The organism is Streptomyces akebiae (genome assembly GCF_019599145.1).
Taxonomy (GTDB): domain Bacteria; phylum Actinomycetota; class Actinomycetes; order Streptomycetales; family Streptomycetaceae; genus Streptomyces; species Streptomyces akebiae.
In genome coordinates this window covers 8498657-8512363 of the sequence record NZ_CP080647.1, presented here as the reverse complement: position 1 = coordinate 8512363, position 13707 = coordinate 8498657, and the positions used below count along the sequence as shown (strand labels likewise).

Below are 13707 nucleotides of genomic sequence, written 5' to 3'. Positions count from 1 at the left end.
TACCGAACGGTACCGTCCCCGGCCGCCGATTGGTGAACGGCCGGGGGTAGCCCGAAGTGCCCAAGTGGCCACGACCACAAGGCGAATGGGGCAAGTGGTGCCCGAGTGGGCGTTACTGGCCCACTTCGCCGTAGGCGGCAAGCAGGATCGCCGGGTCGGGTCCCTCCAGGACGGTGGGCTTGGCCAGACCGTCCAGGACGATGAAGCGCAGCAGGTCGCCCCGGGACTTCTTGTCGACCTTCATCGTCTCCAGCAGCCGGGGCCACTGGTCGTAGCGGTAGTGCAGCGGCAGCCCGACGGATTCGAGGACCGAGCGATGACGGTCCGCGGTGGCGTCGTCCAACCGGCCCGCGAGACGGCCCAGTTCGGCCGCGAAGTGCATCCCGACGGACACGGCGGCGCCGTGCCGCCACTGGTAGCGCTCGTTCTTCTCGATCGCGTGGGCCAGGGTGTGCCCGTAGTTGAGGATCTCGCGGCGCCCGGCCTCCTTCAGGTCGCCGGAGACGACCTCGGCCTTGACCCGGATCGACCGCTCGATCAGCTCGGAGGTGTGCGGCCCGGCCGGGGTGCGGGCGGCCTGCGGGTCGGCCTCGATGAGGTCCAGGATCACCGGGTCGGCGATGAAGCCCGCCTTGATGATCTCGGCGAGTCCGGAGACGTAGTCGTTGACCGGCAGCGAGTCCAGCGCGGCCAGGTCGCACAGCACCCCGGCCGGCGGGTGGAACGAGCCCACCAGGTTCTTGCCCTCGGCCGTGTTGATGCCGGTCTTGCCGCCGACGGCCGCGTCCACCATCGCCAGGACGGTGGTGGGGATGGCGATCCAGCGGACCCCGCGCAACCAGGTCGCCGCGACGAATCCGGCCAGGTCGGTGGTGGCGCCGCCGCCGACCCCGACGATGACATCGGTGCGGGTGAAGCCGGACTGGCCGAGCGCCTTCCAGCAGTACGCGGCGACCTCGGCGGTCTTGGCCTCCTCCGCGTTCGGCACCTGGATCGCGACCGCCTCGAAGCCCTGCTCCGCCAGATCCGCGCGCAGCGCCTCCCCGGTGTCCTCCAGCGCCTCGGGATGGATCACCGCGACGCGCTTGGCCCGGTTGCCGACCAACCCACCCAGTTCGCCGAGGAGTTGACGCCCCACCAGGACCTCGTACGGTTCGGTGCCCGCCGTACCGCCGACCTGGATACGGGTCACTGTCTCGCTCATGCTTCCTTCAACTCCAGTGCGTCCAGGGCCGCTCGGGTGACTTCCTCGGGCGTGCGGCCGTCGGTGGCGACGACGGCCGTGGCGACCTCCTCGTAGAGGCTGCGCCGGGCCTCCATCAACTCCCGCCACTGCTTGCGGGGGTTGACGGCCAGCAGGGGGCGGGCGGCGTTGAGGCCGGTGCGCTTGACGGCCTCCTCGACGTCCATCGACAGGTACACGACCCGCTGCCCTACGAGCAGAGCCCGTGTGTCGGCGTCGAGGATCGCGCCGCCGCCGAGAGCGAGGACGCCGTCGTGACCGGCGAGAGCCGTGTGCACGGCCCTCTTCTCGATGGCACGGAAGGCGGGCTCGCCCTCGTCGACGAAGATCTCCGCGATCTCGCGGCCCTGCTCGGCCACGATGTCGTCGTCGGTGTCGCGGTAGGCGACACCGAGCCGCTCGGCGAGCAGCTGTCCGACGGTGGACTTGCCGACGCCCATGGGGCCGACGAGGACGACCAGAGGCACCGGGCTCACCGGATCGCGAGGTGGTCGAGGTAGGAACGGACGTTGCGGGCCGTCTCGGTGACGCTGTCGCCGCCGAACTTCTCGGCCACCGCGTCCGCCAGCACCAGGGCCACCATCGCCTCGGCGACGATGCCGGCCGCCGGCACGGCGGAGACGTCGGAGCGCTGGTGGTGGGCCTGCGCGGCCTCGCCCGTGGTCACGTCGACGGTCTGCAGGGCGCGCGGGACGGTCGCGATCGGCTTCATCGCCGCGCGGACCCGCAGCAGCTCGCCGGTGGTGAGGCCGCCCTCGGTGCCGCCGGAGCGGCCGGAGACCCGGCGGATGCCCTCGGGGGTGTTCACGATCTCGTCGTGCGCCTTGGACCCGGGCACCCGCGCCAGCTCGAAGCCGTCGCCGATCTCGACGCCCTTGATGGCCTGGATGCCCATCAGCGCTCCGGCGAGGCGGGCGTCCAGCTTGCGGTCCCAGTGGACGTGGGAGCCGAGGCCCACGGGCACGCCGTACGCCAGGATCTCGACGACGCCGCCGAGGGTGTCGCCGTCCTTGTGGGCCTGGTCGATCTCCGCGACCATCGCCTTCGACGCGTCGGCGTCCAGGCAGCGCACCGGGTCCGCGTCCAGCTTCTCCACGTCGGCCGGGGTCGGGTAGACACCCTGCGGGGCCTTCGCGGCGGCCAGCTCGACCACGTGGCTGACGATCTCGATGCCGGCCGTCTCCTTCAGGTACGACCGGGCGACGGCGCCGAGGGCGACGCGGGCGGCGGTCTCCCGGGCGGAGGCCCGTTCCAGGACGGGGCGGGCCTCGTCGAAGCCGTACTTCTGCATGCCGGCCAGGTCGGCGTGACCGGGCCGGGGGCGGGTCAGCGGCGCGTTGCGGGCGAGTCCGGCCAGGATCTCGGGGTCGACCGGGTCGGCCGACATGACCTGCTCCCACTTCGGCCACTCGGTGTTCCCGACCATGATCGCCACCGGCGAGCCCATGGTGAGGCCGTGCCGCACACCGCCGAGGAAGGTGACCTCGTCGCGCTCGAACTTCATCCGGGCACCGCGCCCATAGCCCAGGCGCCGCCGGGCCAGGTGGTCCGCCACCATCTCCGTGGTGATCGGCACGCCGGCGGGAAGGCCCTCCAGCGTCGCGACAAGTGCGGGACCGTGGGACTCCCCCGCGGTCAGCCAGCGCAACCTGCTCAACGGTGCTCCTCAGTGCTCGCGCCCGGTACTGCGTCCTGCCTGCGTGTACGCGCGTCCTCGCGTACGGCGACGGCTACCGGGTGCGCGGCCCCGGCCCGCCGTCTCCGATCCTCCCACGTCCGGGGCGGGAGCCGGTCACAGGTCCAGCAGACGGACGGGCCGGGCGAGCGGGGCGGGGCACCGCGCCGCGTCACCCCATCTTCGCCGCCGCGCTCTTGATCGCCTCGCGGATGCGGAAGTACGTGCCACAGCGGCAGACGTTGGCGATCTCGTCGATGTCGGCGTCGGTGGGGTCGCTGGTCCGTTTGAGCAGGGCGACGGCGGCCATGATCTGTCCCGGCTGGCAGTAGCCGCACTGCGCCACGTCCTGCTCCAGCCAGGCCTCCTGGACGGGGTGCAGCTCGTCTCCGTCGGCCAGGCCCTCGATGGTGGTGACCTCGCGGCCCGCCGCCTCGGCGACCGGCACCACACAGGGCCGGACGGCCTCGCCGTCGAGGTGGCTGGTGCAGGCCTTGCAGACGTCGATGCCGCAGCCGTACTTGGGGCCGCGCACGCCGAGCAGGTCGCGCAGCGCCCACAGCAGGGGCAGGTCGTCGGGGGCCTCGACGGTGACGGTCTCACCGTTGACGGTGAAGGTGTGGGAGGGCATCGATGTGCTCCTGGATTCTGCGGCCGGCTCAGCGGGGAAAGGGCGTGAAGTCCACGTCGAAGTTGACGGGGAAGCTGCGCGGCTTGGTGCCGGTGGCCCGCGCGTAGGCGTTGGCGACGGCGCCGACGGCCGCCGGGACGCCGAGTTCGCCCGCGCCTCCGGGTTCGTCGGCCCCCTCGATCACGAAGATCCTGACGTCCTTCGGGGAGTCCTTCTGGCGGGCGTAGTGGAACTGGGAGTAGCTGCCTTCCAGCGGCAGCCCCTCGTCGATGTGGAGCCCGGCCCGCAGGGTGGTGGAGATGGCGTCCGTGAGCCCGCCGAGCAGTTGGGCCTCCAGACCGCGCGGGTTGATCACCCGGCCCACGTCGGCGGCGATGACCGCCTTCGTCACCCGGGGCTTCCTCGGATCGGTCGCGTCGATCTCGACCAGGCACGCCGTGCAGGCCTTGTACTCGTCGTGGAAGGCGACGCCCTGTGCCCAGCCGTCCGGCAGGCTCCGCCCCCAGTCGCCCTCCGTCGTGACCTTGTCGAGCACGGCCCGCTGCCGCGCCGTCTTGAGGAACTCGCGCCGGAAGGCCACGGGGTCCTTGCCCAGCTTCGCCGCCAGCTCGTCGACGATGATCTCCTCGGCCCCGCGGGTGTTGGCCGAGTACACCGAGCGCCACGACCCGGTGTGCATCCTGATCGGCACCTCGGTGAGCGTCTGGGTGGTGACGCCGAAGTGGTACGGGGACTTGACCGTGGTCAGGAACAGGGTCTGAGCGAAGGTCGCGTTCCCGATGCCGGAGGGCAGGCTCGCCGCGGCGGCGGTGATCGCGTCGCCGAGCCCGTGCCGGAAGTCGGTCTCCACGGCGGCCACCTGGTGCTGGAAGGTGAGCACCTGCCCGGCCGCGTAGGTGGCCCGGATCCGGTGGTGGGTGGCGGGCCGCATCCGCCCGTGCCGCATGTCGTCGATGCGGGACCACATCAGCCGTACGGGCCGTCCGCTCTTCTTCGACACGACGGCGGCCTCCAGCGCCGCGTCGAAGAAGAGGCGCCGTCCGAACGACCCGCCCGACTGCACCACATGCACGTCGACCTTGGACACGGGAAGCCCGACGGCCCTGGCGATGGCGGCCTGGGCGGCGATCGGCGACTTGAGCCCGGACCAGATCTCGGCCCGGTCCTCCCGTACGTCGGCGACGGCCGAGTTGGTCTCCAGCGGAGCGTGGCTGGCGAACGCGAAGTCGAACTCCCCCTCCACCTTCTTCACCAGCAGCCCGAGGACGTCCAGCGAGGGCGTCGCCGCCTTCAGCTTCGCCCTGATGCCGTCGTCGGAGAGCGTGTCGATGCTGCCCGGGCCCCAGGTGACGTCCAGCGCCTCCTTGCCGTCGAGGGCCTGCCCGAACGTTTCCGCGACGACGGCCACGCCCGTGTCGATCGTGACGACGTCCAGCACACCGGGCATGGCCCGTACGGCGGCCTCGTTGTTCACCGCCTTCACCGTGCCGTTGATCGTCGGCGGCCTGCGCACCATGCACGGCTTGGCCCCGGGCACGTCGAGGTCGAGCGTGTAGGCCTGTTTGCCGGTGACCAGGGCGCGGGCGTCGATGCGTGAGGTGGGTGTGCCGACGAGGGCGTGCTCCGACTCCTTCTTGGGCGTGACGGCGAGTGAGCCGAGGTCGAGGGAGGCGGCGGCCGCCGACAGCGAGCCGTAGGAGGCGGTACGCCCGTCCGGCGCGACGACGACGCCTCGACGCACCGTCAACTCGCTCGCTGTGAGCCCCCATTGTTGCGCGGCGGCGCCAACCAGGCGGGCGCGCGCGGCTGCCGCCGTGTGCCGCACCGGATCGTAGAGGGAGCGGATGGAGTTGGAGCTGCCGGTGAGCTGGTTGAACAGCAACTCCGGCCGTGCGTCGTCCAGTTGGATCCTGACCCGGTCGAGCGGAGTGTCCAGCTCCTCCGCCACCAACATCGCCACGGCGGTGGTGAGCCCCTGCCCGACCTCCTCGCGAGGCAGCCGGAAGTGGGCCACACCCTCCTCGTCGACGCTCAGCACCAGCATGTGCGCCGTCGGCGTCCCGGCCAGGATCAGCAGATCGCCGAGGTCCACCAGATCCGCCGGCGCGGGCAGTGTGGGGATCGCCGCCTCCGCGCTACCGGGCTCGTAGACGTCCAGGCCGATCTTGGTCGCGACCGCGAGCGTGGGCGCGGCCACCAGATACGTGAGAAACCTGCGCCGGGAGTGACGTGACATGAGGGCTCCGTTCAACGCCCCGCCTGCGTCGCCGGGCCGCCCGGTGATGATCGCCGCTGGTTACCCCTCGGTACAAGGGGTTCACAGGATCGGCACACGCGGGACGTCCGACCCTGCTCAGCCGCGCTCGGCCAGCGCCCGCTCCCCCGCCGTCCGCATCGCCGCCACCGGCGCCGTCTTGCACCCGGTCATCTGCTCGACCTGCAGCACCGCCTGGTGGACGAGCAGATCGAGCCCACTGACGACGGCTCCGCCGTACGCCGACCAGCGCGCGGCGAGTTCCGTCGGCCACGGGTGGTACAGCACGTCGAACAGCGTCGTCGGCCGCTCCGGCACCGCACCGGAGAGCACGTCCGTCGCCCCGGCCGGTGTCGTGGCGACGACCAGCGGGGCCCTCAGCCCGCGCTCGGCCTCCGCCCAGTCCGCCGTGCGCACCTCGACGTCGAGCCGCTCGCCCCACTGCCGCATCTCGGCGGCCCGCGCCTCGCTCCTGACGTACGCCACGACCTCACCGGTGCAGATCCGGGCGAGCGCGGCGAGCGCGGAGGAGGCGGTGGCGCCCGCGCCGAGGATGGCCGCCGACTCCACCTGCTCGATGCCGCGCTCCCGCAGGGCGGCGACCATCCCGGGGATGTCGGTGTTGTCACCGACCCGCCGTCCGTCCTCGGTGAACACCAGCGTGTTGACGGCCTCGACGGAGGTGGCCGTCTCGGTGATCTCGTCCAGCAGCGGAATGACCGCCCGCTTGAGCGGCATCGTCAGCGAGAGGCCCGCCCACTCCGGCCCGAGCTGCTCGACGAACCCGGGCAGCGCCTCCTCGTCGACCTCGAAACGGTCGTACGACCAGTCGGTGAGCCCGAGTTCGGCGTACGCGGCCCGGTGCAGCACCGGCGAGAGCGAGTGGGCGATCGGCGAACCGAGCACGGCGGCGCGGTTCTTGCTGGCGGTGCGGCTCATTGTGCGTTCTGCGCTTCCTGGTACTTCCTGCGGTTCTTGTTGTGTTCTTCGTTGGTCACGGCGAAGAGCGTCTCGTCCTTGCTGATCGACACGAAGTAGTACCAGTCGCCCTTGGCCGGCTTGAGGGCACCCTCGATCGCCTCGTCGCCGGGATTGTCGATCGGCCCGGGCGGCAATCCATACACCTTGTAGGTGTTGTACGGGTCGTCGATCTGTCGCAGCGAGTCGACCGAGCCGGTCGCCAACTTGGATTCACCGCGCAGGTAATTGACCGTCGAGTCGAAGTCGAGCAGACCGGCCGTCTCCGCGTTGTTGGGCTCAAGCCGGTTGTAGACGACCCGCGCGATCTTCTTGTAGTCCTTCTTGTTGTTCCCCTCGGCCTGCACGAGGCTCGCGACGGTGAGTACCTGAAGCGGGTTTTCCAGCTTCAGCCCCTTGGCCGCGCCCTCCAGGTCGAATGCCTCGTACTTCGCCTTCGCGAGGTCGACCATTTCCTTCAGGACGGCCTCGGGCTTCATGCCCTTGGCGACCGGATAGGTGGACGGGTAGAGGAATCCTTCCAGCGGATCCTTGATGTCGTCGTTGTCGTTGGCCCACTCGGGGAGGCCGAGGGATTCCCATTTCTTCTCGGCGACGTCCTCGGTGGTTCCCTTCTTGAGCCCCAACTCTGTGTCGATCTTTGCGTAGACCGCGTTGTTCCGTTCACCTTCGATGACGGTGAAGTTGTTCTGGCTCTTCGGATCCAGCATCAGGGCGATAGCGCTTTCAGCAGACATCTCCTTCTTGAGAAGGTAAACACCCGCCTGAATCTGATCGGACTCCGGATGCTGCGCCAGCGCGGCCGTGAAGGCGTCCACGCTCTTGACGACTCCGGCCGCCTTCAGCTTCTGCCCGATGGCCGACCCGAATTCGCCCTTGGCGACCGTGATCGTGACAGTGTCGTTCGTGCCGTTACCCGAGTAATCAGGTGCCTCGCCGAAGCGGCTCTGGAAGAACTGGTAACCGAAGTAGCTCACCCCGGCGAAACCGCCGCCGAAGACCATGACGACCACCAGGCAGGCGCACCCGCTGCGGCGCTTCTTGCCGCCCTTGCCCGACTTTCCGGACTTGCCGCCCCGGCCCTTGCGGTCACCGCGGCCGCCGCGGCCCTCCGCCTCGTCGTCATCGTCGTCGTCATCGCCACCACCCGCGAAGAACGCGTGCTCGCCCTGGTCCGGCCCGGGGTCCCAGTCGGTCCGCTCGGGGGCCTGCGGCTTCTCGGCCTCGGGCTCCGGAGCGGGCGCGGGCGGGGTCTCCGCGCGACGGCGGGCGGGCGGCTCCGGCGGCGGATACGCCTCGGGCGTGCCGTAGAAGTCCTGCTGGCCGCCGCCCCCGTAGGCCATCGCCTGCTGCTGTCCCCCGTAGGGGTCGTTCGGGTCGCCGGCGTAAGTGCCCTGCGGGTGCTGATGTGTTCCGTCGTTCCAGCCCCCGCTGACCTGGTCGTACTGCTGTTGACCGGGTCCGGGGTACTGCTGGTGGTGCTGAGGCTGCTGCTGGCCGGGGTACTGCTGTCCCGGGTCGCCGTACTCCTGCTGGTACTGCTGCTGGGCGTAGGCGTCCTGATGTCCGTTGCCCCAGCCGCCGTTGCCGTTGTCGTGGCCGTAAGGCTGCTGGTACTGCTGCTGCTCCGGGTAGTGCTGCTGCGGCTGGCCGCCGTAGGCGGACTGCTGGCCTCCCTGGGCCTGCTGTCCGTCCCATCCGCCGTCCCCGTACAACGGGTCGTCCGGATGCCACGGTTCGGAGCCTGGGCCCCGGCCATACTCAGTCATCGATCCCCTAGAGCCGCGAGGCGGCGGTCACGCGGGGCCTGTGGCTCGGCTGTCGTCCCCGCCTCTTTTTGTGCGGTGGCTGTTCGAAGGCCACCACATCGCGCGGAACGTTACCGTATCGCGATCAGATGACCACTTCGACGCCCTCGCCCGGAGCTTTACCTGACGCGCGTTCGGATTCCAGCGCCTGTTGCAGGATGATCACGGCCGCTGCCTGGTCGATGACCGACCTGCCCTTTTTGGATTTCACACCCGAGGCACGCAGCCCTTGACCGGCCGTCACTGTGGTCATCCTCTCGTCGATGAGTCTGACCGGAACGGGCGCGATCATGCGGGCCAACTCCTGGGCGAAACCCCGTACCTTTACTGCGGCCGGGCCTTCTCCGCCTTTGAGGGAGCGTGGCAGCCCGACGATTACCTCGATGGGTACGTATTCGTCGACCAGTTGTCTCAATCGCCGCTGAGCTGCCGGGACATCACGTCCGGGAACCGTCTCGACCGGGGTGGCGAGGATCCCGTCGGGATCGCAGGAGGCGACCCCGATACGGGCGTCCCCGACGTCGATCGCGAGGCGACGGCCACGGCGCATGGCCGGACCGTCGCCTTCGCTCGTGTGATCCGTCGTGCTCACTTGGCCGTCTCGGCGACCAGGCGCTCGACCGCGTCCACGGCCTCGCCGACAGCGGCCGCGTTCTGGCCGCCACCCTGGGCGACGTCCGGCTTGCCGCCACCGCCGCCGCCGAGCGTCTTGGCGGCCGTACGGACCAGGTCGCCGGCCTTCAGACCGCGCTCGCGGGCGGCCTCGTTGGTGGCGATGACCGTCAGCGGCTTGCCGTTCACGACGGTGAAGAGGGCGACCACGACGGCCCGGCCGCCCTGGATGCGTCCGCGCACGTCGAGGACGAGCTTGCGAAGGTCGTCGGCGGTGGTGCCGTCCGGGACCTGTCCGGTCACGAGAGCGACGCCGGAGACGTCCTTGGCGGACTCGGCGAGACCGGCGGCGGCCTGCAGCACCTTCTCGGCGCGGAACTTCTCGATCTCCTTCTCGGCGTCCTTCAACTTGCCGAGCATGGCGGAGACCTTCTCCGGAAGCTCCTCCGGACGGCCCTTGATCAGCTCCTGGAGCTGGGCGACGACCGTGTGCTCACGGGCGAGGAAGTTGTAGGCGTCGACGCCGACCAGGGCCTCGATACGGCGCACACCGGAGCCGATCGAGGACTCGCCGAGCAGCTTGACCAGGCCGAGCTGCGAGGTGTTGTGGACGTGCGTGCCGCCGCACAGCTCCTTGGAGAAGTCGCCGATGGTGACGACGCGGACGCGCTCGCCGTACTTCTCTCCGAACTCGGCGATGGCACCCTGCTTCTTGGCCTCGTCGAGGCTCAGGATCTCCGCGTGGACGTCCAGGTCACGGGCGAGCACCTCGTTGATCTTCTGCTCGACGTCGGTCATCACGGCCGTCGGTACGGCGGAAGGGGAACCGAAGTCGAAGCGGAAGCGGCCGGGCTGGTTCTCGGAACCGGCCTGGGCGGCCGTCGGGCCGAGGGCCTCACGCAGGGCCTGGTGGGTGAGGTGCGTGGCCGAGTGGGCGCGGGCGATGGCCGTACGGCGGCGTCCGTCGATCGAGGCCTGGGCCTTGGCGCCGACGGTCACCTCGCCGACCTGGACGACGCCCTTGTGGACGTACACGCCCGGGACCGGCTTCTGGCAGTCGCGGATCTCGATGACGGCGCCGGAATCGACCTTGATCCGGCCGGTGTCACCGATCTGGCCGCCGCCCTCGGCGTAGAACGGGGTGCGGTCGAGGACGATCTCGACCTCGTCGCCCTCGGTCGCGGCGGGCGAGGAGAGACCGTCGACGAGGATGCCGACGACCGTGGACTCGCCCTCGGTGTCCGAGTAGCCGATGAACTCGGTCTCGCCGGCGGTGTCGGCGATCTCGCGGTACGCGCCGAGGTCGGCGTGGCCGGTCTTCTTGGCGCGGGCGTCGGCCTTGGCGCGGTCCCGCTGCTCCTTCATCAGGCGGCGGAAGCCGTCCTCGTCCACGGAGAGGCCCTGTTCGGCGGCCATCTCCAGGGTGAGGTCGATGGGGAAGCCCCAGGTGTCGTGGAGCAGGAACGCCTTGTCGCCGGCGAGGACCTGGCCGCCGGAGGCCTTGGTGTCCGTCACGGCGGTGTCGAGGATGTTGGTGCCGGCCTTCAGCGTCTTGAGGAAGGCGTTCTCCTCGGCGAGGGCGACCTTCTCGATGCGCTCGCGGTCGGTGATCAGCTCCGGGTACTGCTGCCCCATCATGCCGATGACGACGTCGATGAGGTCCTTGACGACCGGGCCGGTGGCGCCGAGGAGGCGCATGTTGCGGATGGCGCGGCGCATGATGCGGCGCAGGACGTAGCCACGGCCCTCGTTGCCGGGGGTGACGCCGTCACCGATGAGCATCACGGCGGTGCGGATGTGGTCGGTGACCACGCGCAGGGAGACGTCGGACGCGTGGGCGTCGCCGTAGCGGACGCCGGTCAGCTCGGTGGCCTTGTTGATGACCGCCATGGAGGTGTCGATCTCGTACATGTTCTGCACGCCCTGCAGAATCATGGCGAGGCGCTCCAGGCCGAGGCCGGTGTCGATGTTCTTGCTGGGCAGCTCGCCGAGGATCTCGAAGTCCTCCTTGGAGGTGCCCTCGCCGCGCTCGTACTGCATGAAGACCAGGTTCCAGATCTCCACGTACCGCTCGTCGTTGACGGCCGGGCCACCCTCGACGCCGAACTCCGGGCCGCGGTCGTAGTTGATCTCGGAACACGGACCGCACGGGCCGGGGACGCCCATGGACCAGTAGTTGTCCTTCATGCCGAGGCGCTGGATGCGCTCCTTGGGCACGCCGATCTGCTCGTGCCAGATGCGCTCGGCCTCGTCGTCGTCCTTGTAGACGGTGATCCAGAGCTTCTCCGGCTCCAGGCCGTAACCACCCTTGTCCTGGGGGCTGGTGAGCAGCTCCCAGGCGTGCTTGATGGCGCCTTCCTTGAAGTAGTCGCCGAAGGAGAAGTTGCCGCACATCTGGAAGAACGTGCCGTGCCGGGTGGTCTTGCCGACCTCTTCGATGTCCGGCGTGCGCACACACTTCTGCACGCTGGTGGCGCGGGCGAAGGAGGGCTTGACCTCACCGAGGAAGTACGGCTTGAAGGGGACCATGCCCGCGTTGACCAGGAGCAGAGTCGGGTCGTCCGCGATGAGCGACGCCGAAGGGACAACGGTGTGACCGCGCTCCTCGAAGAAGCTCAACCAGCGGCGACGAATCTCGGCCGACTCCATCAGTGGTCCTCATTCCGGTTGTACGGGTACGACGAGTTGTCGGCGTACCTCGAATTCCTGCTGTACTTCGGGGTGTTGCGGTTCTCGATGGCGACGACGCGCCTCGGGGCCGGAAGCTCCGGGTAGGTGTCGGGGTTGGCCTCGATACCGAGTGCCTCGCCCAACTCCGCCTCCCGCTGGGCCATGTTGTCGCGGACGTCGAGCGCGAAACCGACGGCCCGGTCCTTGATCCTGTGGCCCGCCTCGACCGCCTTGTTGGCCGCCTGGGTGGCGAGGTGCTCGGGCGTGAGCTGCTTCAGTTTGCGGTTGACCTTGGTGGTGGCCCACACTCCGGCGGCGACCCCTGTGGTGAACCAGAACGTACGGCGGAACATCGCTCGGTCAGTCCTTCTTTCCACGGGTGTCACGCCTGCTCCGTCGTGTGCCCGGAACGGTGCGTCCCACGATCACGGTACGACGCTGTTCCTTGGCGGGCTCGCCCTCCCGGCGGCCGCCCATGGCGCGGCGTACGCCGTAGCCGAAGGCGGCGACCTTCACGAGGGGGCCGCCGAAGGTGGACGCGACGGTCGTGGAGAGCGCCGAGGCGTTCGACGTGACCTCCTGGACGTCGGCCGCGATGGCGTCGACACGCTCGATCTGGGTCTGTGCGGAGCGGACGGCGGTGGACGCGTCGGCGAGGAGGGGGACGGCCTGGTCGGTCACGTCCGCGACGAGCTTGGTGGTCGCCTTGAGCGTCTGGGCCAGCCTCGCCAGCGCGACGGCGAGGAAGGAGACCAGGATCGCCCAGAAGACGGCCACCAGGATCCCGGCCACCTCTCCACCGGACACTGTCTGCACCCGCTCCCTGGAACATGCCTGAACGTCGAAAAGTCGTGTCCCGAGCCTATCGCGCCGCGGCGATCGCTCAGTACCGCATTAATACGCAGCGCGGTGACCGCCACCGGCCTGCCGCGATCTCGCCGTGGCAACTCGCCGTAGCAAGGCGAGAGCCCGCCGTCCCGCCCGCCGGCAAGGGCGGGGGGACGACGGGCTGTCGCTCGGTCCGTATGTACTACGTCCGTCGAAAGAGGATCAACGGGCGTAGTACTCGACGACGAGCTGCTCGTCGCAGATGACCGGGATCTCCTTGCGGTTCGGGTCGCGGTCCAGGCGGAAGGCCAGGGCCTTGAGGTTCACCTGGAGGTAGCGCGGGGTCTCACCGTCGGCGGCGAAGCCACCCTCGCGGGCGACCTCGAACAGCGGCTTCTGACGGCTGCGCTCACGGACCATGACGACGTCGTCCGGCTTGACGCGGAAGGACGGCTTGTCGACCTTGTGGCCGTTGACCTCGATGTGGCCGTGGACGACCATCTGGCGGGCCTGGTAGATCGTGCGGGCGATGCCCGAACGCAGGACCAGCGCGTCGAGACGGCGCTCGAGCTCGATGATCAGGGCCTCACCGGTCTTGCCCTGGACCTTGGAGGCACGCTCGTAGGCGCGGACGAGCTGACGCTCGGACACGTCGTACTGCGCGCGCAGACGCTGCTTCTCGAGCAGACGGACCTTGTAGTCCGAGTTCTGCTTGCGGCCGCGGCCGTGCTCACCCGGCGGGTAGGGGCGGGCCTCGAAGTACTTGACGGCCTTCGGGGTCAGCGCGATGCCGAGGGCACGCGACTTCTTGACCTTGGGGCGGGACTGGTTCGCCACTTCTTTTCCTTTTCCTTCAATTCGGCTGCCTCAGGGTTACGGGAGGTCGCATCCGCAGCCGGGGAATCCCGTCAGGTCCGCGAGGGACATGTCGGGTAGCCGCTCCCCTGGTCTGGGCACATACGTGCAGCACACGAACGGCCCACCGACCTGTCCCGGGAATCCGAGTGG

Annotated in this window: 12 protein-coding genes; all 12 read right to left on the bottom strand. The window is 69.6% G+C overall.

The genetic code is table 11. The features are described from left to right. Positions 1–112: 112 nt before the first annotated feature. The 12 genes from aroB to rpsD all read right to left on the bottom strand — a co-directional run bounded on the left by aroB (position 113) and on the right by rpsD (position 13536). Positions 113–1204: a 3-dehydroquinate synthase gene (aroB, locus tag K1J60_RS36960; protein ID WP_220650008.1), complete on the bottom strand. Its 1092-nt coding sequence runs from the start codon at positions 1202–1204 to the stop codon at positions 113–115. Then, entirely contained in the window at positions 1201–1683 is a 483-nt protein-coding gene (locus tag K1J60_RS36955; RefSeq protein WP_220651873.1) for a shikimate kinase, read from the bottom strand. Before K1J60_RS36955 ends, aroB begins: the two co-directional genes overlap by 4 nt. Before the next feature lie 32 nt (positions 1684–1715). Further along, positions 1716–2900, bottom strand: coding sequence for a chorismate synthase (gene aroC, locus K1J60_RS36950; RefSeq protein ID WP_033532571.1), 1185 nt, complete (start codon positions 2898–2900; stop codon positions 1716–1718). Between the two features lie 190 nt (positions 2901–3090). After that, positions 3091–3549, bottom strand: coding sequence for a (2Fe-2S)-binding protein (locus tag K1J60_RS36945; protein ID WP_033532572.1), 459 nt, complete (start codon positions 3547–3549; stop codon positions 3091–3093). A gap of 28 nt (positions 3550–3577) precedes the next feature. Then, positions 3578–5785, bottom strand: coding sequence for a xanthine dehydrogenase family protein molybdopterin-binding subunit (locus K1J60_RS36940; protein ID WP_220650007.1), 2208 nt, complete (start codon positions 5783–5785; stop codon positions 3578–3580). Positions 5786–5902: 117 nt separating this feature from the next. Then, positions 5903–6742, bottom strand: a complete 840-nt coding sequence (locus K1J60_RS36935; RefSeq protein WP_220650006.1) for a shikimate dehydrogenase — start codon at positions 6740–6742, stop codon at positions 5903–5905. Beyond that, on the bottom strand, positions 6739–8550 hold the full coding sequence (gene mltG, locus K1J60_RS36930) for an endolytic transglycosylase MltG (RefSeq protein ID WP_220650005.1): 1812 nt from the start codon (positions 8548–8550) through the stop codon (positions 6739–6741). The genes K1J60_RS36935 and mltG overlap by 4 nt, the downstream gene beginning before the upstream one ends. Before the next feature lie 124 nt (positions 8551–8674). Further along, positions 8675–9139 (bottom strand): Holliday junction resolvase RuvX, encoded by a 465-nt coding sequence (ruvX, locus tag K1J60_RS36925; protein ID WP_033532576.1) that lies wholly within the window; start codon positions 9137–9139, stop codon positions 8675–8677. A gap of 38 nt (positions 9140–9177) precedes the next feature. Continuing rightward, on the bottom strand, positions 9178–11850 hold the full coding sequence (alaS, locus tag K1J60_RS36920; RefSeq protein WP_220650004.1) for an alanine--tRNA ligase: 2673 nt from the start codon (positions 11848–11850) through the stop codon (positions 9178–9180). Continuing rightward, positions 11850–12224 (bottom strand): hypothetical protein, encoded by a 375-nt coding sequence (locus K1J60_RS36915; RefSeq protein WP_220650003.1) that lies wholly within the window; start codon positions 12222–12224, stop codon positions 11850–11852. Before K1J60_RS36915 ends, alaS begins: the two co-directional genes overlap by 1 nt. Before the next feature lie 7 nt (positions 12225–12231). Then, positions 12232–12678 carry a DUF948 domain-containing protein gene (locus tag K1J60_RS36910; RefSeq protein WP_220651872.1) on the bottom strand — a complete coding sequence of 149 codons (447 nt, stop codon included), beginning with the start codon at positions 12676–12678 and terminating at the stop codon, positions 12232–12234. Positions 12679–12921: 243 nt separating this feature from the next. Further along, complete coding sequence (rpsD, locus tag K1J60_RS36905; protein WP_033532580.1) at positions 12922–13536, bottom strand: 30S ribosomal protein S4; 615 nt, start codon at positions 13534–13536, stop codon at positions 12922–12924. Positions 13537–13707 lie beyond the last annotated feature (171 nt).

Bases quoted from the DNA above. Each gene is read 5' to 3' on its own strand.
- alaS (WP_220650004.1), bottom strand. From the start codon at position 11,850: ATGGAGTCGGCCGAGATTCGTCGCCGCTGGTTGAGCTTCTTCGAGGAG.
- ruvX (WP_033532576.1), bottom strand. From the start codon at position 9,139: ATGCGCCGTGGCCGTCGCCTCGCGATCGACGTCGGGGACGCCCGTATC.
- K1J60_RS36915 (WP_220650003.1), bottom strand. From the start codon at position 12,224: ATGTTCCGCCGTACGTTCTGGTTCACCACAGGGGTCGCCGCCGGAGTG.
- mltG (WP_220650005.1), bottom strand. From the start codon at position 8,550: ATGACTGAGTATGGCCGGGGCCCAGGCTCCGAACCGTGGCATCCGGAC.
- K1J60_RS36945 (WP_033532572.1), bottom strand. From the start codon at position 3,549: ATGCCCTCCCACACCTTCACCGTCAACGGTGAGACCGTCACCGTCGAG.
- K1J60_RS36935 (WP_220650006.1), bottom strand. From the start codon at position 6,742: ATGAGCCGCACCGCCAGCAAGAACCGCGCCGCCGTGCTCGGTTCGCCG.
- K1J60_RS36955 (WP_220651873.1), bottom strand. From the start codon at position 1,683: ATGGGCGTCGGCAAGTCCACCGTCGGACAGCTGCTCGCCGAGCGGCTC.
- K1J60_RS36940 (WP_220650007.1), bottom strand. From the start codon at position 5,785: ATGTCACGTCACTCCCGGCGCAGGTTTCTCACGTATCTGGTGGCCGCG.
- aroB (WP_220650008.1), bottom strand. From the start codon at position 1,204: ATGAGCGAGACAGTGACCCGTATCCAGGTCGGCGGTACGGCGGGCACC.